This window comes from Daejeonella oryzae DSM 19973, from assembly GCF_000422945.1.
Taxonomy (GTDB): domain Bacteria; phylum Bacteroidota; class Bacteroidia; order Sphingobacteriales; family Sphingobacteriaceae; genus Daejeonella; species Daejeonella oryzae.
Window position 1 is genome coordinate 799,302 of the sequence record NZ_AUHA01000002.1, and the last position, 20,337, is coordinate 819,638.

A 20,337-nucleotide genomic window follows, 5' to 3' on the forward strand; every position below is an offset into this window, starting at 1 on the left:
CGAAGTTTTGAAGGTACTTATAGTTGAAGACGAAAAAACCCTTGCCTTTGAAGTTGAAGCTTTTCTGAAAAAAGCATTTTACATTTGCGATAAGGCTCATACAGGTAAAAAAGCATTAGAAATGCTTGATTTGAATTTGTATGACTTTGTTCTTTTAGATCTGGGTCTGCCGGATACAGATGGCCTGACATTATTAACAGAAGCCCGAAAATTAAATCCGGATGCTGCCTGTATTATTCTTACCGCAAGAGGAAATATTGAAGACCGGATTAAAGGATTGGATTTGGGTGCTGATGACTATCTGCCGAAGCCATTTTCACTGCCAGAACTTCAATCCCGGATGCAGGCAATCTCCCGCCGAAAATATGGGATCAAAAATGAGTGCATCCCGATAGGAGAATTTGAAATTGATTTGCAAAACCGAACTTTATTTAAAGGAAAAGATCAGGTTGATTTAACCAAAAAAGAATTTGACTTGCTAAGTTATATGCTCCTGCATAAAAACAGAGTATTAACACGTATGCAATTAAGTGAACATATTTGGGGAAGTTTTACCGATTATGACTCTGACTCGAATTATATTGATGTTCATATTAAAAACATCCGCAAAAAAATGGCGAATTACGCCGCGGTTGACTGGCTGGAAACTGTGCGTGGCGTAGGATATAAAATTAAGAAGCAAGCGTGAAATTATTAACCAAGCTGACGCTTTTCATAACCACTTCAAAGCTGGTTATTGTGCTATTGTTTGTATTGAGTCTTCCTTATTTAGTAGAACAAATCGCTTCTGAGTTTACCAATAATTACCTGAGGCAACAGCAGCTGAAAGTAAAAGAAGTAATCAGTAAAAATGGCATTGATTTCTATCTGGAAGGAAGCAACTCCTACGGAAGTTATACCTTGTTAAAAGAAGAATACATAGCGCTCGAAGCTATCGATAAAGATTTCTCGATTGATACTATCGAAACCACGCAACGAATTATAGAAGCCGACACGCTGCATTACCGGGTGCTGATGCATACATTTTCTATTAATAATAATCAATACCTGCTCGAAATTGGCAAAAGCACATCTACTATAAGTCAGTACAATAAACCCTTGCAGCGTATTGCTTCTTATGTACTTATCGGCTTAATTGTTATTTCGCTTATTGCAGATCTGATCTTTACCCGATTTTTACTTCAGCCATTGGGGATGATTATTAAAAGCAAATTGATTAACAGAAAATTTCCCTTCCGGGATAATAATCCCCCGGTTAAAACCTCCACTTCTGATTTTAAATTTCTGGATAATTCCCTGATTCTGCTCATGGAACAAATTCATGATGCTTTTGAAAAAGAGAGAGAATTTACCGCCAACGCTTCGCATGAACTGATGACTCCGATCAGCATTTTACAGAATAAGATCGAAAATCTGATGGACGATTCTGCTGTGGATGAAGAATTGATGCAGCGATTAGTGGACATGCAAAAGACATTAAACCGATTAAAAAAAATTGTCAGATCCTTATTGCTGATTTCACGCATAGAAAATGAGCAGTTTAGTCGTTCTGAAACCTGGAATGTGCAGGAACTGTTCATTTCTATAATGGAAGAAATTAATCACCGTATGGAAGAACGTAAAATCAGCATTCAACTGGATATAAGCGCCCATACAGAATGGAAAAATCTGAACCGCGACCTGATCTTTCAATTGATTTACAATTTGATTAATAATGCCATCAAGTATAACAAAGACAAGGGAAGTATCCGCGTAAGCGAAGTTAAAACAACAGGAAAACCCTATGAGTTGATTATTGAAGATTCCGGAATTGGTATTGCAGATGATGATCTGCCTTTAATATTTAACCGATTCAGAAAGGTTAAATCAGGAGAAAGCGAAGGATACGGTTTGGGACTGTCTATTGTAAAAAGTATAGCAGATTATCATGATATTTCTATTTCAGTATATTCTGAATTAGGGAAAAAATCAAGATTTACCTTATTGTTCCCAGAGGAAATCGCAGGAAATTAAAAAGCAATTTAACGATCAATCGATCCGCTAATTCTTACTTTCAAATTGTTCAAACAAAAAACATTCAAATTTCATTATAACCTAACATAAACAGACAAATTGAGGCTTAAGGAAACTGTTTTTATTTTGAAGTATTAGAAAAGAAATTATATGAAATTATTATCCTCGTTAACAGGTGGTTTAGCAGGCGCCATTGCAGTTACCCTGCTTCACGAAATTATTAAAAAGTACGATCCGGAAGCGCCAAGAATGGATCAAATGGCTATGAGTGCTATTTCTACAGGCTTTAAAAAGGCAGATCAGCCGGTACCGGATAAAAAAGAATTATATAAATATTCATTGGTTGGAGACTTGATAAGCAATACCATGCTCTTTAGTTTAGCTGGCGGCAAAGGCGGCGTTAAAAAGGCTCTCTCAAAAGGATTAATTTTAGGATTAACGGGCGGTTTCAGTGCGGTATTTGCGCCAAAACCTCTTGGTTTGAAAGCTGAAGCAACAAATAAAACCCATAAAACTCAGGTAATGTCTGTGGCTTATTACCTGGTTGGCGGATTGGTTGCAGGAGCGGTTGCAAAAATGGTTGAAAAGAAATCAACAGCCGAAAGAATTCAACTACATTAAAATAATAAAGAAAAAGCAGGCCGGCATTTATCTATGCCGGCTTTTCTATTTTATGGGTATGTTTTGTTAAGTATGTAAAAAGCCATTTTCCGGCAAATAGAAACATACTCTGTAAAATATCGTTAGATTCTTTATGAACAAATTCCTTTATTTTTTATTCATTTCCTTTCTCTTCGCTTCCTGCAATTTAAATAACCAGGCCAAACAAGTTAATGCACTTGAGAAATGCACTTATGAAATTACTTCTGCAGATAGTGTATATGTAGCGGGCAAAAATGTCAGTAAGTTAATTCAAAACAATAGCATCGATATTAATAACATGCCCGAACTGGCAATTGCTTACATGAGGCAAAATATCCCGTTTAAGGCAAAGTTGAATTTACAGATTAAAAACCCAACACAAAACAAGGCTTCGATCAATCAGTTTGAATACATTGTATTATTAAAAGATCAGGAACTTGCCCGAGGAACTGTAGATCAAAAGGTTAGTGTTGAACCCGGCGAAACAACCCGCGTGCCCGTAAATGTAAAAGGGAATATATATCAGATACTGTCTAACGGCAAGACCATGAAAGATATAGTTGAATTTTTGAAGGGAACGAAAGCGGTTGGAGGACCAGAGAAAAAAGGCATTGTAACCTTAAAGATAAAGCCAACTATCGAGGTGGGAAATAAGCTGGTTGCCTATCCCGGCTTTATCACAATCAATAAAGAAATCAGCAGCAATATGTTATTTTAAATTGCCGTCCTGAGTGAAGAATTATGGAATAAATTATCCGATAAATCTTTTCACTCAGGATGACAATGCTATATTATTTCTTGGCAAAAGAATACACTATATAACCTGTTTTGCCGTCGTATTGTACCGGCGCCTTTAAAGTCAGATTACTGCCATCGGCCGATGCCACAACCATTTTATATCCGGCTGCTACATCCTTTGCCTTAACACCATCAGCAAGTTTCTTAAATTGAAAAGTCGGCGTCATACCATCGTTTATATATGACCAGTAAATAGGCTGAACGCTTCCATTTGCAAGAGAGTAAGAACCTTGTCCGTTATTACTTAGCTGCCACGTACTTCCCTGGAATTCAGCTACCGGTCCCTGATCAAATACAGTTTGTACTGCATTTTCTACAATACCTTCATAATTAATACTGTTAAGAGTCCAGGTCCCAGAAATTTTACCACGGCTAAACGTATTGGATTCGGCCACTTTAGTACTTGAGCAGGAAGTTAATACAGTGAATGCTGTAAATAAAATCGCTATTGAATAAACTATTTTTTTCATAATTTTTAGATTTTTATTACCCTTTTCATGCAGATATCCTGCCAATAAATAATCTGAGAAGGTGGATTTAGATCAGAATTTCAGTTCAGAAACACAAACAGCCCGGCGATGATGCCGGGCTGTTAAACTATTTGAATAATACTCTGTATTAATTTACACCGCCTTTACGTGTTGGCGATCTTTGAACCGGCCACTGACCCGGTTCTCCGGTGCGTGAGTTAACCGGTAAAACACTTTTTTCGCGGGATGTTCTTTCCGGATCTTCGCTGGCCATGTACGCTAAAATTGCTGTCAGGATTGCATTACTGCGCACGTCATCAAAAACAATTTTATCATATGTGTCGCGATTGGTATGCCAGGTGTAATTTCCATATGACCAGCTCAAAGAGCTAAGAGAAAATGCCGGAGCACCTGCAGCTACAAATGAAGCAAAATCAGATCCGCCACCGCCAGGAGAACCCGGGAATGAAGTTTGAATTTGTCCGCTGATTTCTTTTGGTACCTGAGTTAACCATTTCCCTAGATAATTGTAAGAATGAAGAAATCCCTGTCCCGAAAGGTTTACAACTCTTCCGGTTCCGTTATCCTGGTTAAAAACTGCCTGGATATTTTTTACTATTTCCGGATGATCTTCCACGAAAGCTCTTGAACCATTTAATCCCTGCTCTTCGCTTCCCCAATGTCCGACAAGAATTGTTCTTTTAGGGTTAGGATAAACCTTTTTCAGGATACGCATAGCTTCCATCATGGTAATTGTTCCGGTACCATTATCAGTTGCACCCGTTCCGCCATCCCAGGAATCAAAATGAGCAGACAGAATCACATATTCTTCGGGCTTTTCAGTCCCTTTGATTTCTGCAATGGTATTAAATGTTGGCACCATTCCTTTTTCCTTTGAATCAACTTTTACGCTGATTTTAGGATTATTGCCTGATTCTACCAAACGGTATAACAATCCATAATCTTCCAGAGCGATATCTACAGTTGGGATTTTCATTGTATTAGCACCGAAAATTTTATTCACTCCAAATCCTGCTGACCAGTTAGAAGCAATAATACCGGCAGCGCCTGCTTTTTCTAATGCAAGGGCCATTGCTTTTGCATTTAATCCGCTCTTGCTGATGCGTTTGCGCCAGGCATCCTGCTGCGCAGAACGCTCTTTTTTCATATTTTCAAATGATTCTTTGGTAGCAAACTCTTCCCAGTTATAATCCGGGCGACCAGTTGGCTGCTGCATAGAAACCATCACAAATTTTCCTTTTACTGATGGAAGCCAGTTTTGAAAAGCTATTGAATCGGCTACATCAGGAATGATGATCAGGCCGCCATTTACATTTTTACCTTTTGTTGAAGGACTCCATGCCAGTGCTGTTCCTTCTAATGATTTTACTCTTGGCGATGTCATAGTGATTTGGGAAGCTCCGCGTTCCCATCCCCGCCATTCGCCCCATTTTTCATTTTTTGCTAAAATTCCCCATCCGGAATATTTATTGACAGCCCAGTCATTTGCCTCTTTCATTTGCGGAGAGCCCACCAAACGTGGACCAATTCCATCCATTAATTCATGAGCCAGAATTTCCAGCTTTGAATTTTCACTGGCTTCTTTAATAATGCTTTCTACAACAGTATTCTTTGTTTGCGCAATGTTGGCAGAACCAGAGAATACTAATGAGATAAATAAGATCTTCCAGGTATGCTTCCTGAGAATAAGTGTTGAAGTTCTGTTTTCTTTCATATTGCTAATATATTAAAATGAGGCTGAAGCAGAACACTTTGGTAGAATCTTAAGCTTTTGTAACAGATTTAATAGCTGCCGGATTTATTAAAAAGAGGCAGCAATCCAAAAAACTGTATATAAAACGGATCTCTGATCCTTAAAAACTACTTAATTTAAAGTACCCCAGATTTATTTCATCATCAGCAGCACCTTCATTCTCTGTTAGCTGAATTTGGTATTTTGATTTTAGTTCAGGCGTTAGAATTTCTTCTATCTGATGCAGATCATCTACATCAATACCAAACTTATCATCTATATGCGACTCCGCTCCAGGAAAATTTACATGCTTATAAAATGCAGTTTGCTTGCCCTGCCTGATCGCTTCTGCTTTATCAGTTGCCGGTAGCAGCAATTTATAGTGAAACTCATCAAATTCATTTTCTTTATAGCCACCAAGGTTGATGAAAAATAATTTATTTTCCGAAGTTTCAACATGTTCATTTTCCTTGATATTAACGCTAACCTTAAATTTCCCTGCCTGATTTACTTCACGCCAGGCATCTACATGCATTTTTCCCGCGGCCTCTGGCCAGAACTTAATTATTTCAGGCAACAATTCTTTCATGCTGTTTCCGATACTAAAAAAAATGTCGTGTTGTTCCGTATTTCGTCCCTTGGGCGTACAGCCAATCAGAATCATAAAAAGCTTAGGATTTTCCATGCTTAAAAACTGTTTTTAATTTGTGAAGATGCAAAAGTAATTGAGACTAATATTAAGCAAAGAACTTAAATTTAAATCCGGAATTTGTAAGTTGATTATGCATGGATTTTTTTGTTAAAAAAGACTCAATAGTTAGGCAAATTTGGGGAAATGCTGATACCATTCTTTTAATTTTTGCCGGAGCGTCTGCAGAATTTGCTTTAAATAAAGCTGTTGACTGGCTATATTTTACCGGATCATTACCCTCCGATCCGCTGGCAAGGTTATTTTCAACAGTTGCTTACGCTCAAAAAATTGTTTTCTCGGAAAAAGAAAAAGCGCTTTCAGCTATCGATCAGATCACAGCAGTTCATCAATCTGTAGAAGCCAGCCGAAATGCTAAAATACCGGATTGGGCCTACCGGGATGTTCTATTTATGCTGATTGATTATTCCATCAGGTCTTTTGAATTGCTGGAAAGAAAACTCGATGATGCTGAAAAAGAAGAAGTATTTGATGTATTTTACCGTGTAGGCAAGCGGATGGGTTTGAAAGGATTACCTGAAAATTACTTCGATTGGTTAGTTATGCGGGTAGATCACATTCAAAATAACCTCATGAAAAGCGAATTTACAGTAGACCTGTTTACACAATACCATAAACATTTGGGATTAATAAGGTATCAAATTTTACTGGAAACCCAGGCCCTGGTTTTACCCGGAAGAGTCAGTAAATTATTAAATTACAGAAACCTTTCGTGGATGCAACCTATTTTATATTTCTATAAATTTAGTCGAAAATTAAAATTGGAGTATCTGATAAAATCGATTATTCTTCCCTCAGCTTATCAAAGCAGAATTAAGGCATTAGATTTGACTAAGGATTTGTGATTTGATATACCTCCCAGATTAAGGCACGTATTGATTAAGAAAAATTAATGAAAGAATTACCTATCACTGTTAAACGTTCTATTGAATTATTGGGTCTTTTTCTGGCTGGAGCCCTCATTGTTATTGGCAATTCTATTCTGATGCCCGTATTAATGGCCTTTTTTATCAGCATTATGCTGCTTCCGATATATCGGTTTTTTAAACGAAGAAAATTTCCGGAAGTACTGGCAATTTTTCTGCCTATCCTTTTTGTATTACTCTTTGCTGCCGGTTTAATCTGGTTCTTCTCGGCTCAGGTAGGATCTCTTGTGTCCGATTTTCCGCAGATCAAAGAAAACGTAAGCAAGCACCTGGATTCATTAAGCAACTGGATTAACCAGAGTTTTCATTACTCTAATTCTCAGCAACTGAAATTTATTGACGACCAAAGTAAAAAACTGCTGAGCTCTGCGGGCAATATTCTGGGCGGCGCTGTAGGATCATTATCGGGTGCATTTGTGTTTTTCGGCTTATTGCCGATTTATATATACCTGATGCTGTATTATAAAAATCTGTTGCTTCGATTTATTTTCATGTGGTTTACGCCAGATTCTCACAAAAAAGTGGAAGAAGGACTAAGAGAAACCGAGGTAATGATTAAAAGTTATTTGGTAGGCTTGCTAATTCAAATCACATATATAACTATTTTGCTTGGGGGTATTTTGATGATTATCGATATTAAACATGCATTGCTTATAGGAGTAATATTCGCATTGCTAAACCTGATCCCCTATATCGGAGCTTTAATTGGCAACGTAATCGGGGTGATGCTGACGCTCACTTCTTCGCAGGAATTGTGGCCAATCTTTACCGTTCTCGGAACCATTGCTTTTGTACAATTTTTAGACAACAACATTCTGATGCCACGAATAGTAGGCTCTAAAGTAAAAATAAATGCCCTAAGTGCAATTGTGGGCGTTTTTATTGCAGGATCCCTTGCAGGGGTTTCAGGAATGTTTTTAGCATTACCTGTTATTGCAGTTCTGAAGATCATCTTTGACCGGACTGAAATATTTAAACAATGGGGTGTTTTACTCGGTGATGATATGCCTGCAAGAAGTCCAATGGGTTTTCCGGGATTGCGAAAAAAACGAAAACTTGAAGAGAAAGAAATTAAAGATTAAGTCATGACGGTTCTGTGATGCTTATTATCTTTTCGAAACAATATCTTTAAACCATCAAATATGATTATGAAACAAATATTTCTTTCTATAATTCTGCTGGCATTTTTAAGTTCTGCGACTCCGCCAAAGCAGAAAATTATTTATGATTTCAAGATCAAATCTATTGACGGCGGAACAATTGATTTCTCAAAATTTAAGGGGAAAAAGATCCTGCTGGTAAATACTGCTTCTAAATGCGGATATACCCCTCAATACAAAGCGCTTGAAAATTTATATCAGAAGAATAAAAAAAATCTGGTGATTATTGGATTTCCTTCAGATAATTTTGGAGGACAAGAATTTGAAAATGATTTAGATATCAAAGCTTTTTGTGAGAAAAATTACGGAGTTAGCTTTCCACTCACCACACGGGTAGATGTAAAAGGAGAAAAAATAACACCAGTTTTTAAATATCTTTCTAACAAGTCAGAAAATGGAGTTTTAGACGCAAAAATTGGATGGAATTTCAATAAATTCCTGATTGATGAGAAAGGGAAATTAATTGCACATTTCGGCAGCAATACAAAGCCTGATAGTGAGGAAATTTTAAAATATCTTAAGTAATAAATATCTTCTCAGTAAACCATTTACTGAGAAGATATTCTAAATTTTACTTTAATCCTAAAACATCAATTCCTTGTTCAAACACTATATCAACAGGAATTCCTTTTTCTCCCAGACGGTTTAAGTCAGATTGAAGCTCGGCCGGAATTATTGCATAATCTTTTTCAACTTTTTCAACTGCCGTTTTATCACCATTGCCCTGCAGTGTTAAAATAACCTTGCTTAGATCATTCATTGCAGTAGCAAATTTTTCAAAATTAACTTTATACGTTCCGTTGCTTGTGCGCTCAAATGCACCTTTTTCTTTAAAGAAATTAAAACATTGCATATTGGCTTTTCCGTGTGCACTGGCAGCGCCAAAACGTACTGAACGGAGAATTCCTGCCATGAATGTGGTATAATAATCCTTAATATCACCCTGCAATTCGCCTTTTTTAAGCAGACTGGTTACCATATATAAACCCAAAATATCGGCTTTGCCTTCTTCCAGCCAAGAGTTTTGTTCCTGTAAAGCTGCTCTCACATACCCTTTTCCATTAACGGTAGATTTAATTCCTAAACCATGTGCAACTTCATGAAACATTACATTTGAAAAGAAGGCATCAAATTTTATGTACTGCTGCTGCTCTTTATCAATGAGTTCATTTGCAATTGGAACCAGGATTTTATCGAATTTAGCACGCATAGCGTTTTTTAATTGCGATCTGCGGGTACCTTTCTTTTGCTGAATATCCTCATCATTAGGAAGATTTACAGCAATAGTTTTTGATCCTGCATTGCAATCGCCTGCGTAATAAACAATATCATACGCATTCAGATCTGAATCTGTACCTGGCTTTTCTGCTTTGTATTTTTCTTCAACGGGTAAGCCTTTTTGCAATTCGGGCAGCATGGTTACATATTTTGCAAGACGCTGGCTCCACTGCTTATCTTTTATCAGTACATAAGATTCAAAGGAAGAACGGGCACTGAATAATTTATCTTCGTAATTTTCAATCGGACCAATAATGATATCGATTCCATTATTTTTCATATCCATCCAGGCATAATCACTTGCTGTATAATTACTGCTGGTGAGTGCCTCAGCACGTAAATTCAGATATTTTTTTAATCCTGCATCTTCTGCAAGTTCTGCTGCCTGCTTTAATAAACCTGAGGCTTTTTGCAATTCATCTTTGTAAATTACATGATAAGGAATAGATTCCAGCTTTCCGGAGGCATTCCTTCGAATTACCGAATACTGCCCTTTTTTATCCTTTACATCAGATTTTTCGAGTTCTTCCTTCGTCATCCCGATAGGATAAAATCCCGCACCTTCGGGTTTTGGTCCAATCCCGTTAATAAATGGTTTATCCCCGTTTAATCTATCCCAGGGACCATAGTTCATTGTAAAGAATTCACGTGCTTTATCATCTTTAATGGTATTTAACAAGCTGTCTTTCTGCGGATAAGCCTGTTTCCAGAATAATTCATCCATTATTTGCGCCGCCTGAATTAACAGCGGAATCATTTTGCGCTCACTTTCAGAAAGACTTTGCATATCTGCAGTAAGTTTAACATTTTCATAAATTGGAAGCCTGTTATTCACATAGGTTTGCAACGAATCTACCGAGTCTGCAGATGCAGTGCTTTGCTGTCCGCCTGTATTGTTGCTGGTACAGGAGTTAAAAGTAATTCCCATCCCTAATCCCATAATTAAAATATTCCTGAATTGTCTATTCATTGTTGTCCTGATTTTTATAAAGATAAATATAGAATAAAATTCAGGAGAGCCTGAAAGAGGTGATATAGGTATTCACGTAATTACAAGCTAAATAATTAGAAGAACAACCGTTTAATTTTTAACGATGGTTAGTTCTACATTATTAGTCCCCTTTACTTTCATGGTCAAAGGATCAGAATCTTTTACAAACTGTCCGGTGTATTTAACTCCGTTCTCCGCTCCGCTGCTGAAGGTAAACTGGATGTCTAAATTATTGAATGAACCCGTAAATGTATTGCCATCCTCATCGCCGGTAAAATCTCCTTTGCTTACATTGGTAGCAGTTGGCAAAAACTGAAATAAAGTTCCGCGTGAACTTGACCATAAATTAGAAAAATTGGGGAAAAACAGACCCGCTGCTCCTCCTCCATCTTTGCCGCAGCCTGTTAACAAAATAAATAACAGGCAGGCTTTTATTAAAAGTTTTGTTTTCATGATATGAGTTTTATTAATTCTCTACTAAATCTGTATTTGTTAAGAGCGTAGTAAAACTTGCTATCCGCTCACCCAGACTATTTAACTTACGGCCTAAAGCTGCTGAGTGCTGGGATATATCCATTTCTAAAGCTTTCCCAAGATCCCGCTTCCGGGATTTGCTGGATTCTTTACTGTACTCATTTATGCGATCAAAAAAGGTGTAATTAATTTCTAGCAAATATGGTTTATGGATTTCCTCAATTGAATAGTCAAGCAAACTTGAAAATTTTAAAGAAAGCTCTTTGCTCTTCCAATAGGTGTTAATAGCCTGTTCATATGTACTTTTATTACTGTTCAGTAATTCAAAAATCTCGTTATAGCTTAAAATTGCTTCAGTAAATTGCTGTACGGCAGCACCATTTTCGGGATCTCTTTTTAAAGATGAAAAAGCATCGTTGGCATCCCGGGCTTCATTTAAATATTGATATAGCGCACTTGATATAAGGGGAAGAAATTCCATTCGTCCTTTTGCAAGCAATTTATCATCAATCTTAACCCTGCTACTTAGTAAAGAAACTATAGAATCATATCCTCTCCGGCTTTCTTCCTGCAGTTTCTTAATCAGCACCGCATCTGAACCTGCTTTTATCCTCGTCATTTCTCTCATCACTATCTTAACCGGATCGGGACCCGGTTTTGAAACATAAATATCTACAAATACTAAATTGTCTTTGGGAAGATTTGCTCTTCCTTCCATCGGATATTCGATGATATATTGTTTTGGATTGGAACTTCCAATATTGGCAAAGGTGATTTGATTAGGAATACTCAGGTTAATAATTCCCTGCGGATCTGTAGTAAGCTGCTGGCCATTTATCAGAAATTTAGAATTGGATAAAGCACTGTAATTAGAATAACGGATGCGGAATTTGTAGGAAGTAGTCTGAGCATTCGCCTCCAGCAAAATTAAATTTAAAAATATGATCAGATACTTAATCATGATCTTACTAGTTAGCAGATATACTTAAAAAATCATTTTCGCTTATTGTCCTCAAACTATTATAGATCTCCCGATTTCCTTTACTCACAATAATTCTGGTTTCAACCCCCGATTTGAAAGGCAGGATGGCTGAAAAATCACCGATACTATCCGTTTTGTATGTCTGCATTACTCCCTGGAATCTCACGGAAGCTCCGGCAATACCCGTTCTGCCGGGCAGCCGGATTACATTGCCCCGAACAGCAATGGAATCGAGTTTCTTTTGAAGATTCAGAGTTAAATTGGTATAAACTCCCGAATCGCTTAATACATAAACCGGCTTACCAACCAAATTATAACCTGGAATATCGGCACTGAGATCAATTTTTAAGCCTTTGTATTGGGGATTAATCCCTGTGAATGTTGCGGTACCTTCATTATCAACCTGCTTTAAACTGCTGTATTGCGCAATGCGAACTCGTACCTGCCCTTTTTTAATTGATTCTTCTAAACCTTCTGGGCCATTTAATAAAACAGAAAGGCTCAATGGACTATTTTCACCGGTACTTTCAGGCCGGTATTTATATCCCAGGTAAATAATTATAAAAAATATAACCGCCGGACCCGATAAATATAAACTTCGGTTTTGAGAACTGGCCTTAAAACGGGCTACAGATTTCATCGCTCCCGATAAAAAGGCTGTGGAGATTAAAGCAATAATCACCACAAGAAAAAAATAAAGCGGCATGCTGATGCTGATATCTTTACTGTAAACAATCAGCATATAGAAAAAAGCAACAAATAAGATAAAACCTATCAGCGAGACAACTATCCACAAGAGTGAAGAAGATTTCTGCATACGATCAATACTTAAAAAACTGGTATGAAATTAAGCCCCGGGATCTGAGTTTTCAGGACGTTAAACAGAAAAGAATACTAATTATTTTTCAGGCTTAATTAAAACTAAAATTGGTAATTGAAATTACAAATAAATTAGCTAAAGTGCTGAAATTTATAATTTTAAAAATCATTTTAAATCTCAGAGAACGATTTAAAAATGAATTCTTATTTAAAATCAGATGGCTTACGGCTGGCATTTACAATCAGTAAGCTTAACCTTTTAAATAATTTTGAAGACTGGGGAATTGGAATTGTAAACTCAATATTGGTTTTAATCCCAAATATTAATTTACTCACAAAACTGCGTTTTAAAACCATTTCGTATAGTAAGCTTATCAGGATAAATGTGCCTGAAAGAATCAGTATAAATTTAACGGCAACAGAAGTATCCATACGGATAACATAATAGCCTAAAATAACAATTACCGTTTGATTGAGAATGTAAAAAGGATAGACGGCAGTATTGGCGTATGTTAATGCTTTGTGCCCTATGTTTAAATATTGCTGCGAAAAACCGGTAATTGCAATGAGCCAAAACCACTGGTTTAAGGAAACTGCAAATAACTCTATTTTATGACTTATTACTTCGGGTAAGCCTAATGAAAATAAGTTTTGTCCGTCAGATCCTTTATACCAGAAAAAGCAAAATAATAAACCTGTAAACAAGCAACCTAAAAAAAATGCTGCTTTACGGTTGATCATGATAGATTTACTCACCAAACTACTGGTTAGAAAAAGAGCTCCGAATATAAAGAAGGGAAAATAATAGGCCATACTAGCTACATTGCTTCCTGGCTTGATGGAATTTAGTATGTAAAATGGGATTTGAAAAATAAGTATGGAAACAAAAAGCATGATCGGATGAGAAATTGCTTTTGTTAAATTATTTAATATTTGCTGAGTGCTTTCAGATTTTAATAATTGTAAAATTGGCAGTAGGATTAGCGTGTAAACAAAGATAAATGCCAGAAACCATAGATGCAGCCAGTGTAAATTTCCCTTTGGAAACCATTTAAACTCAAGTATACCGAGATAAAAATCATAATAACTTTGAGTAGATCCTCGAAAACGTTCTATGAAATAGATTTGCGGAGGAATTATCAATAACATTCCTGCAATCAGCGGAATCACAATTCGTATAAAACGATCTTCTATGAATTTGATGATAGATTTACGTTTCATTACAATGGCAATGGTAGCACCAGAAACCAGAAATAATAATGGCATTCGCCACTGACCTAAAAAGTTAAGAATATGATCAATACCTATAAAAGTTTCGGAATTTTGAATCCACCACATGTCATCTGCAAAAACCCTTGCGCTGTTAGAAACGATAAGTAAAGAAAATGCCAGAACTCTGAGCCAGTCTAAATAATAGTGACGAGGATTTTTATGGGTTTCGCCCGGGGTAATTTGATTCATAAACATATCTGAACTTTAGAATCCGTCAGATATTCAATAATAACAATTATTTACTGTTAGTTAAAAAATGATAGGATATTGTGACTTTTACACTATAGTTCATTTTGGCAATATCATGCTTCAAAGGATTTAAATACATATTTCAAATATTTCGACAGCAAAATTGTTACATTAAACTCAATAATTTTATATCGATTTCATGCTCTATAATCCTTTGCAAAAAGCAATTTTGCATTTCAGTTCGATTGTATTTTAAATTCAATATTATGAAATTACCCATTTATCAAATTGTTTCCGCCTGCCTTCTGGCAGTAACTATTACTTCCTGCGCCTCCAATCCATATGCAGTAACTAATCGCATCTATAAAAAACAAACCAAGGAGCTTGCAAAAACTATCCGGGAGATACCCGCAACTCAGGCAGGTCAGGATTGGGCCGGAACAACAAATTTCAGTTTAAGAAAACCCAATTATGTAATTATTCATCATACTGCACAAAATTCCGCAGAACAGACTCTCAAAACGTTTACAATGCCCAAAACGCAGGTAAGCGCCCATTACGTGATTGCCAAAGACGGAAAAGTGTACCATATGCTAAACGATTATTTAAGAGCCTGGCATGGAGGATCGAGTAAATGGGGAAACGCAACCGATATAAATTCATCTTCTATTGGAATTGAGTTGGATAACAACGGATACGAAGCATTTTCGGAGTCACAAATGGGCAGTCTGGTAAATGTATTATCTTCTTTAAAAACCAATTACAGCATTCCCACAGCAAATTTTATCGGACATTCTGATATTGCTCCCGGAAGAAAAGTAGATCCAAATGCTAATTTCCCTTGGAAAGATTTATCCGAAAAAGGGTTTGGACTATGGCCTGATGCCGTACTGGATTCAGTTCCTCAAAACTTTAACCCGCCGGAAGCCCTTCGTATTATTGGATATGATATTAAAAATTTAGAGTATGCAATTCGCTCCTTTAAGCTTCACTTTATACAGAATGACCTGAGTCCAATGCTTACAGAATTTGACAAACAGGTTTTATATAATTTGTATAAAAAATATTTATAAAAAATTCCTTCCGGTCAGCCAAATACACTGAGCTTACCGGAAGGAAAATTTCGTTAATTGAATCACTCTAAAATCAGTTCTTTTTTACTTCTTTAGCCCAGGCGTCTTTTAAAGTAGCTGTGCGGTTAAAAACAAGTTTTTCAGGAGTTGAATCTGTATCCAGTGTAAAGTATCCTTTCCGGATAAACTGATACCCTTTCCCGGGAATTGCATGAGTTAAATCAGGTTCGATAAATACATTCGGAATAATTTTTAAACTTTGCGGATTGATATAATTTTTAAAATCTCCCTCTTCTGAAGAAGGATCTTCTACCTGAAATAAGCGGTCATATAATCTGATTTCAGCAGTTTTTGCATGGCCTACACTCACCCAATGAATGGTTCCCTTAACACTGACTCCGCTTGTATCGCTACCACTTTTAGATTCGGGGATGTAAGTACAATGAACTTCTGTCACATTTCCGTTTTCGTCTTTTCTAAAATCGTGACACTTTACTATATACGCATTCTTTAAACGTACGCTCAAACCCGGACCAAGGCGGAAGAATTTTTTAGGTGCTTCTTCCATAAAATCTTCACGTTCTATCCATAGTTCTGCACTGAAAGGAATCTCGCGGCTGCCATCGCCATCTTCTGCTTCTGGATTATTTTCGCCGTTTAATATCTCCGATTTCCCTTCCGGATAATTGGTAATAATCAATTTTATAGGATCCAGAACAGCCATGCGTCGCCATGCAGATTTATTCAAATCCTCGCGAAGGCAAAACTCCAGCAAACTATATTCTATAATGTTTTCACGTTTGGCAACACCTATCCGCTCACAAAAATTGCGGATGGACAAAGGAGTAAATCCCCTTCGGCGAAGTCCGCTGATAGTGGGCATACGCGGATCATCCCAGCCTGTAACATGATTTTCATTTACAAGCTGAAGCAGTTTGCGCTTGCTCATAACTGTATAATTCAGGTTCAAGCGGGCGAATTCGTATTGTTTGGAAGGAAATATTTCCAGTTGCTCTATAAACCATTCGTATAAAGGACGATGAGGTATAAATTCAAGAGTACATACAGAATGGGTGATCTTTTCGATAGAATCACTCTGTCCATGGGCAAAATCATACATCGGATAAATACACCAGTCATTACCGGTACGGTGATGATGTGCATGCCTGATTCTGTACATTAATGGATCACGCATGTGCATATTGGGAGAAGCAAGATCAATTTTTGCTCGTAGTACTTTGGCACCATCGGGGTATTTACCCTCTTTCATCTCTTGAAAAAGCTGTAAGTTTTCTTCTGCGCTTCTGCTTCTGTTGGGAGTTGGAGTTCCCGGTTCCGTAGGAGTTCCCTTTGCCGCAGCAATTTCTTCGGCCGTACTGTCATCCACATAGGCAAGACCTTTGCCTATCAACATTTGAGCAAAAGCATACATCTGATCGAAATAATCAGAAGAATACAATTCCTTGTCCCATTCAAAACCAAGCCAATGGATATCCTGGCGAATGCTGTCTACATATTCGGTATCTTCTGTGGCCGGATTTGTATCATCAAAGCGGAGATTGGTTTTGCCATTATATTTTTGAGCCAGTCCAAAATTAAGGCAAATGGATTTTGCGTGGCCTATATGTAAATAACCGTTAGGCTCGGGAGGGAAACGGGTAAGAACCCGTCCGTCATTTTTTCCCGAACGGATATCATCCTCAATAATTTCTTCAATAAAGTTCAATGATCTTTCTTCGCTCATATTTATGCTACACTAAAAAAAGGCAGTATTTGCAAAAGTAGTAAAATTAGGATTGCCGAAATTCATTGATTATCAAATAGGCATAGAAATGGCCACAATCCATTTTTCTTATTACTTTTACTTCATATGAGTAAAGACTTTAATCGCCCTGTTCGTGTACTGGTAGCAAAAGTAGGTCTTGATGGCCATGACCGCGGAGCAAAAATCATTGCCACTTCCTTACGGGATGCGGGCATGGAAGTTATTTATACCGGTTTACGCCAAACCCCTGAAATGGTAGTCAATACTGCTTTGCAGGAAGACGTGGACGCTATCGGTATTTCTATCCTATCCGGAGCACATATGACTGTTTTCCCTAAAGTAATGCAAATAATGAAAGATAAAGGGCTGGATGATGTATTGGTTACTGGCGGCGGGATAATCCCCGATGCAGACATGGCCGCTTTAAACCAAATGGGTGTGGGTAAATTATTTGCTCCGGGCACTCATACAGCTGATATTGTTACCTATATTAAAGACTGGGTAAAAACCAACCGTAATTTTTAATTTTTATATCTTCAACCATCTCCCGGAATTTCCAATATAAATTCCTTTTAACTCTCTGTATTATGACTTACCAAAATCTTCTTCTTAAAATTAAGGACGGAATTTTATTTATCACCATAAATCGCGAAAGCAAGCTTAATGCTTTAAATAAAGCAACATTAGGGGAACTTCATTTCGCTGTGACTGATTCTTTTCATGATGATTCTGTTGCCGGAATAATTATTACAGGAGCTGGAGAAAAAGCTTTTGTTGCCGGTGCAGACATTTCAGAATTTTCTGATTTTAATGAGGATGAAGGCCGCAATCTGGCCCGTGAAGGTCAGACCAAAGTTTTTGATGTAATTCAAAATAGCGAAAAGCCAGTAATTGCTGCGATCAATGGCTTTGCGCTGGGCGGAGGATTAGAACTTGCTTTAGCATGCCATATTCGTATAGCCGCTGATAATGCAAAATTAGGTTTGCCCGAAGTGAGCCTGGGTTTAATTCCCGGATATGGAGGAACTCAGCGCTTAACCCAACTGGTGGGCCGCGGCAAAGCTTTAGAAATGATCCTTACCGCTGATATGATTTCTTCGGAAGAAGCATACCGGATTGGCTTAGTAAATTATTCTGTTCCTGTAGCAGAGTTGCTTCCTAAAGCAGAAGAGTTACTTCAAAAAATATTGAAGCGATCTCCTTTAGCAATTGGTGCTGCAATCCGTGCCGTTAACGCCGGATTGACTGATGGGGTGAATGGCTTTGATCAGGAAATTCAGGAATTTTCTAGTTGCTTTGGAACCCTTGACTATCAGGAAGGAATTCTTGCATTTAAGGAAAAAAGAAAACCTGATTTTCGAAAAAAATAGAATACTTTACAACAAGTTTTCAAATTTTAAGTATAAGGGATTAAGAGGAACGAAAAGACTCCACAATAAGGGTATGTAGTTTTAGAAAACACCAGAGTTTTAATAATGAAATTGCCGAATAAGATTAATACTTCTAATGAATAAAATTTTAATTATTGACGATGAGATCACTATCGGGGCACTGCTTTCTAAATTTTTATCCCGAAACGGGTTTGAAGTTAATGTTGCAACTTCCGGCCTTACAGCTTTCGAGTTTCTAAGTAAAGAAAAATACGATCTGGTTATATGCGACTATCGCCTGGAGGATACCGATGGCAGGGAAATCCTCAAGAAAATAAGGCTGGAGCATCCCGAAACAAGCGTTATTATTATTACAGGCTATTCTGACATTAAGATTGCAGTCGAATTAATTAAAATGGGTGCATATGATTATATCACCAAACCACTTTATCCTGATGAAATTTTAAATACAATTAATCAGGCGTTAGAACATCAAAAAAATAGCTCTACTGGCAAGGATGCAGAAAAAAGGCATATAATAAATGTCGATACGAGTAAATCGCAAACTGAACTGGATAATTTCATTACCGGAAAAAGTAAAGTTTCTCAGGAATTGGTCAGGCAGATAGGTTTAGTTGCTCCCACAAATTACAGTGTCATCATATCCGGCGAAAGCGGAACAGGAAAAGAATTTGTTGCTAAAAGCATCCACTTAAACAGTTTGAGAAAAGACGGTCCATTTGTAGCAATGGACTGCGGATCACTGACTAAAGAATTAGCCGGAAGTGAGTTTTTCGGTCATGAAAAGGGATCATTTACAGGGGCAATGTTCACTAAAATTGGCCACTTCGAATTAGCTAACGGAGGAACTCTTTTTTTAGATGAAGTAGCCAATTTATCATACGATTTGCAGGCAGCATTATTACGCACTGTCCAGGAAAGAAAAGTAAAGCGGATTGGAAGCACTAAAGAAATAGATCTGGACGTACGAATCATTGTAGCCACAAATGAAAATCTTTTAGAAGCGATTCAAAAAGGTCGTTTTAGAGAAGATCTTTACCATCGTTTTAATGAATTTAATATCTCTTTACCTCCATTAAGGGACCGCGAAAACGATATAATGGCCTTTGCCGAGGATTTTTTATCACGCGGAAATATAGAGTTGAACCGGGAAATTAAGGGCTTTTCTGAAGATGTTACTGAGTGTTTTAAAACATATGGCTGGTCTGGCAATATCCGGGAATTAAAAAATGTAATTCGCAGGGCTATGCTTTTAACAGAAGGAAATATTATCCAGCTAAATACTTTACCGCTGGAAATTTCAACATTTGCGAAAAATTCCTTTATTGAGAATGTGCTCAGTCAGAATATAAGTTCTACAGAAGTTACTAATCAGGGATATCTTAAAAACGTATCTATGGAAGCAGAATACGAAACTATTTTGCGGGTATTAAAAGAGGTGAAGTTTAATAAAACAAAAGCGGCCCAAATACTCAACATAGATCGTAAAACTCTCTATAATAAAATGAAATCAGTAAACCTCGAATAATTTATTTTATTACTGATATAGCTTTAAATAAGTCATTTAAACCCTTTTCTTTATTATAACACATTCCGCGATTTATAAATCTGAATCTTCAAAAAGATTTCAAT

Annotated in this window: 20 protein-coding genes; 11 read left to right on the forward strand and 9 right to left on the reverse strand. The window is 37.1% G+C overall.

What is annotated here, in order from left to right; genetic code table 11:
* Positions 1–7: 7 nt before the first annotated feature.
* The 4 genes from G521_RS0103890 to G521_RS0103905 all read left to right on the forward strand — a co-directional run bounded on the left by G521_RS0103890 (position 8) and on the right by G521_RS0103905 (position 3,373).
* Positions 8–688, forward strand: a complete 681-nt coding sequence (locus G521_RS0103890) for a response regulator transcription factor (protein WP_026897358.1) — start codon at positions 8–10, stop codon at positions 686–688.
* Positions 685–2,013: a sensor histidine kinase gene (locus tag G521_RS0103895; protein WP_026897359.1), complete on the forward strand. Its 1,329-nt coding sequence runs from the start codon at positions 685–687 to the stop codon at positions 2,011–2,013. Before G521_RS0103890 ends, G521_RS0103895 begins: the two co-directional genes overlap by 4 nt.
* A 150-nt stretch (positions 2,014–2,163) precedes the next feature.
* The gene (locus G521_RS0103900) at positions 2,164–2,634 is read left to right on the forward strand and encodes a hypothetical protein (RefSeq protein WP_026897360.1); all 471 of its coding nucleotides are present in this window, start codon (positions 2,164–2,166) and stop codon (positions 2,632–2,634) included.
* Between the two features lie 133 nt (positions 2,635–2,767).
* Positions 2,768–3,373 (forward strand): NDR1/HIN1-like protein, encoded by a 606-nt coding sequence (locus G521_RS0103905; protein ID WP_026897361.1) that lies wholly within the window; start codon positions 2,768–2,770, stop codon positions 3,371–3,373.
* Positions 3,374–3,446: 73 nt separating this feature from the next.
* Here the strand turns inward: G521_RS0103905 and G521_RS0103910 are convergent, their stop codons facing one another.
* The 3 genes from G521_RS0103910 to G521_RS0103920 all read right to left on the reverse strand — a co-directional run bounded on the left by G521_RS0103910 (position 3,447) and on the right by G521_RS0103920 (position 6,361).
* Complete coding sequence (locus G521_RS0103910) at positions 3,447–3,923, reverse strand: lipocalin family protein (RefSeq protein WP_026897362.1); 477 nt, start codon at positions 3,921–3,923, stop codon at positions 3,447–3,449.
* A 148-nt stretch (positions 3,924–4,071) separates the two neighbouring features.
* Positions 4,072–5,658 (reverse strand): M20/M25/M40 family metallo-hydrolase, encoded by a 1,587-nt coding sequence (locus G521_RS0103915; protein ID WP_051189441.1) that lies wholly within the window; start codon positions 5,656–5,658, stop codon positions 4,072–4,074.
* 139 nt (positions 5,659–5,797) lie between these two features.
* On the reverse strand, positions 5,798–6,361 hold the full coding sequence (locus G521_RS0103920; RefSeq protein WP_026897364.1) for a DUF1543 domain-containing protein: 564 nt from the start codon (positions 6,359–6,361) through the stop codon (positions 5,798–5,800).
* Positions 6,362–6,462: 101 nt separating this feature from the next.
* On the opposite strand from G521_RS0103920, the gene G521_RS0103925 reads away from it, so the two are divergent.
* The 3 genes from G521_RS0103925 to G521_RS0103935 all read left to right on the forward strand — a co-directional run bounded on the left by G521_RS0103925 (position 6,463) and on the right by G521_RS0103935 (position 8,996).
* Entirely contained in the window at positions 6,463–7,230 is a 768-nt protein-coding gene (locus tag G521_RS0103925) for an oxygenase MpaB family protein (RefSeq protein WP_026897365.1), read from the forward strand.
* A 47-nt stretch (positions 7,231–7,277) separates the two neighbouring features.
* On the forward strand, positions 7,278–8,393 hold the full coding sequence (locus G521_RS0103930) for an AI-2E family transporter (RefSeq protein WP_026897366.1): 1,116 nt from the start codon (positions 7,278–7,280) through the stop codon (positions 8,391–8,393).
* Between the two features lie 66 nt (positions 8,394–8,459).
* On the forward strand, positions 8,460–8,996 hold the full coding sequence (locus tag G521_RS0103935; protein ID WP_026897367.1) for a glutathione peroxidase: 537 nt from the start codon (positions 8,460–8,462) through the stop codon (positions 8,994–8,996).
* 46 nt (positions 8,997–9,042) lie between these two features.
* Here G521_RS0103935 and G521_RS0103940 read toward each other — a convergent pair whose 3' ends face one another.
* The 5 genes from G521_RS0103940 to G521_RS0103965 all read right to left on the reverse strand — a co-directional run bounded on the left by G521_RS0103940 (position 9,043) and on the right by G521_RS0103965 (position 14,476).
* On the reverse strand, positions 9,043–10,719 hold the full coding sequence (locus G521_RS0103940; RefSeq protein WP_026897368.1) for a dipeptidyl-peptidase 3 family protein: 1,677 nt from the start codon (positions 10,717–10,719) through the stop codon (positions 9,043–9,045).
* A 111-nt stretch (positions 10,720–10,830) separates the two neighbouring features.
* Positions 10,831–11,193: a hypothetical protein gene (locus tag G521_RS0103945; RefSeq protein WP_026897369.1), complete on the reverse strand. Its 363-nt coding sequence runs from the start codon at positions 11,191–11,193 to the stop codon at positions 10,831–10,833.
* Between the two features lie 13 nt (positions 11,194–11,206).
* Complete coding sequence (locus G521_RS0103950) at positions 11,207–12,175, reverse strand: hypothetical protein (protein ID WP_026897370.1); 969 nt, start codon at positions 12,173–12,175, stop codon at positions 11,207–11,209.
* 7 nt (positions 12,176–12,182) lie between these two features.
* Positions 12,183–13,013 (reverse strand): hypothetical protein, encoded by an 831-nt coding sequence (locus tag G521_RS0103955; RefSeq protein WP_026897371.1) that lies wholly within the window; start codon positions 13,011–13,013, stop codon positions 12,183–12,185.
* 206 nt (positions 13,014–13,219) lie between these two features.
* The gene (locus G521_RS0103965) at positions 13,220–14,476 is read right to left on the reverse strand and encodes an acyltransferase family protein (protein WP_162141782.1); all 1,257 of its coding nucleotides are present in this window, start codon (positions 14,474–14,476) and stop codon (positions 13,220–13,222) included.
* Between the two features lie 266 nt (positions 14,477–14,742).
* On the opposite strand from G521_RS0103965, the gene G521_RS0103970 reads away from it, so the two are divergent.
* A complete protein-coding gene (locus tag G521_RS0103970; RefSeq protein ID WP_026897373.1) occupies positions 14,743–15,549 on the forward strand; it encodes an N-acetylmuramoyl-L-alanine amidase in 807 nt (268 codons plus the stop codon).
* Positions 15,550–15,622: 73 nt separating this feature from the next.
* On the opposite strand, the gene G521_RS0103975 is transcribed toward G521_RS0103970, so the two are convergent.
* Positions 15,623–17,293, reverse strand: a complete 1,671-nt coding sequence (locus G521_RS0103975; protein ID WP_026897374.1) for a glutamine--tRNA ligase/YqeY domain fusion protein — start codon at positions 17,291–17,293, stop codon at positions 15,623–15,625.
* A 126-nt stretch (positions 17,294–17,419) separates the two neighbouring features.
* On the opposite strand from G521_RS0103975, the gene G521_RS0103980 reads away from it, so the two are divergent.
* From G521_RS0103980 to G521_RS0103990, 3 genes are all read left to right on the forward strand, one after another.
* Positions 17,420–17,839: a cobalamin B12-binding domain-containing protein gene (locus G521_RS0103980; RefSeq protein ID WP_026897375.1), complete on the forward strand. Its 420-nt coding sequence runs from the start codon at positions 17,420–17,422 to the stop codon at positions 17,837–17,839.
* Positions 17,840–17,901: 62 nt separating this feature from the next.
* On the forward strand, positions 17,902–18,684 hold the full coding sequence (locus G521_RS0103985) for an enoyl-CoA hydratase/isomerase family protein (protein WP_026897376.1): 783 nt from the start codon (positions 17,902–17,904) through the stop codon (positions 18,682–18,684).
* A 136-nt stretch (positions 18,685–18,820) separates the two neighbouring features.
* Positions 18,821–20,233 (forward strand): sigma-54-dependent transcriptional regulator, encoded by a 1,413-nt coding sequence (locus G521_RS0103990; RefSeq protein ID WP_026897377.1) that lies wholly within the window; start codon positions 18,821–18,823, stop codon positions 20,231–20,233.
* Positions 20,234–20,337 lie beyond the last annotated feature (104 nt).

Excerpts from the sequence above, each read along its gene's own strand:
- G521_RS0103900 (WP_026897360.1), top strand. The coding sequence starts at position 2,164 with ATGAAATTATTATCCTCGTTAACAGGTGGTTTAGCAGGCGCCATTGCA.
- G521_RS0103905 (WP_026897361.1), top strand. The coding sequence starts at position 2,768 with ATGAACAAATTCCTTTATTTTTTATTCATTTCCTTTCTCTTCGCTTCC.
- G521_RS0103910 (WP_026897362.1), bottom strand. The coding sequence starts at position 3,923 with ATGAAAAAAATAGTTTATTCAATAGCGATTTTATTTACAGCATTCACT.
- G521_RS0103915 (WP_051189441.1), bottom strand. The coding sequence starts at position 5,658 with ATGAAAGAAAACAGAACTTCAACACTTATTCTCAGGAAGCATACCTGG.
- G521_RS0103920 (WP_026897364.1), bottom strand. The coding sequence starts at position 6,361 with ATGGAAAATCCTAAGCTTTTTATGATTCTGATTGGCTGTACGCCCAAG.
- G521_RS0103925 (WP_026897365.1), top strand. The coding sequence starts at position 6,463 with ATGGATTTTTTTGTTAAAAAAGACTCAATAGTTAGGCAAATTTGGGGA.
- G521_RS0103930 (WP_026897366.1), top strand. The coding sequence starts at position 7,278 with ATGAAAGAATTACCTATCACTGTTAAACGTTCTATTGAATTATTGGGT.
- G521_RS0103935 (WP_026897367.1), top strand. The coding sequence starts at position 8,460 with ATGAAACAAATATTTCTTTCTATAATTCTGCTGGCATTTTTAAGTTCT.
- G521_RS0103940 (WP_026897368.1), bottom strand. The coding sequence starts at position 10,719 with ATGAATAGACAATTCAGGAATATTTTAATTATGGGATTAGGGATGGGA.
- G521_RS0103945 (WP_026897369.1), bottom strand. The coding sequence starts at position 11,193 with ATGAAAACAAAACTTTTAATAAAAGCCTGCCTGTTATTTATTTTGTTA.
- G521_RS0103950 (WP_026897370.1), bottom strand. The coding sequence starts at position 12,175 with ATGATTAAGTATCTGATCATATTTTTAAATTTAATTTTGCTGGAGGCG.
- G521_RS0103955 (WP_026897371.1), bottom strand. The coding sequence starts at position 13,013 with ATGCAGAAATCTTCTTCACTCTTGTGGATAGTTGTCTCGCTGATAGGT.
- G521_RS0103965 (WP_162141782.1), bottom strand. The coding sequence starts at position 14,476 with ATGAATCAAATTACCCCGGGCGAAACCCATAAAAATCCTCGTCACTAT.
- G521_RS0103970 (WP_026897373.1), top strand. The coding sequence starts at position 14,743 with ATGAAATTACCCATTTATCAAATTGTTTCCGCCTGCCTTCTGGCAGTA.
- G521_RS0103975 (WP_026897374.1), bottom strand. The coding sequence starts at position 17,293 with ATGAGCGAAGAAAGATCATTGAACTTTATTGAAGAAATTATTGAGGAT.
- G521_RS0103980 (WP_026897375.1), top strand. The coding sequence starts at position 17,420 with ATGAGTAAAGACTTTAATCGCCCTGTTCGTGTACTGGTAGCAAAAGTA.
- G521_RS0103985 (WP_026897376.1), top strand. The coding sequence starts at position 17,902 with ATGACTTACCAAAATCTTCTTCTTAAAATTAAGGACGGAATTTTATTT.
- G521_RS0103990 (WP_026897377.1), top strand. The coding sequence starts at position 18,821 with ATGAATAAAATTTTAATTATTGACGATGAGATCACTATCGGGGCACTG.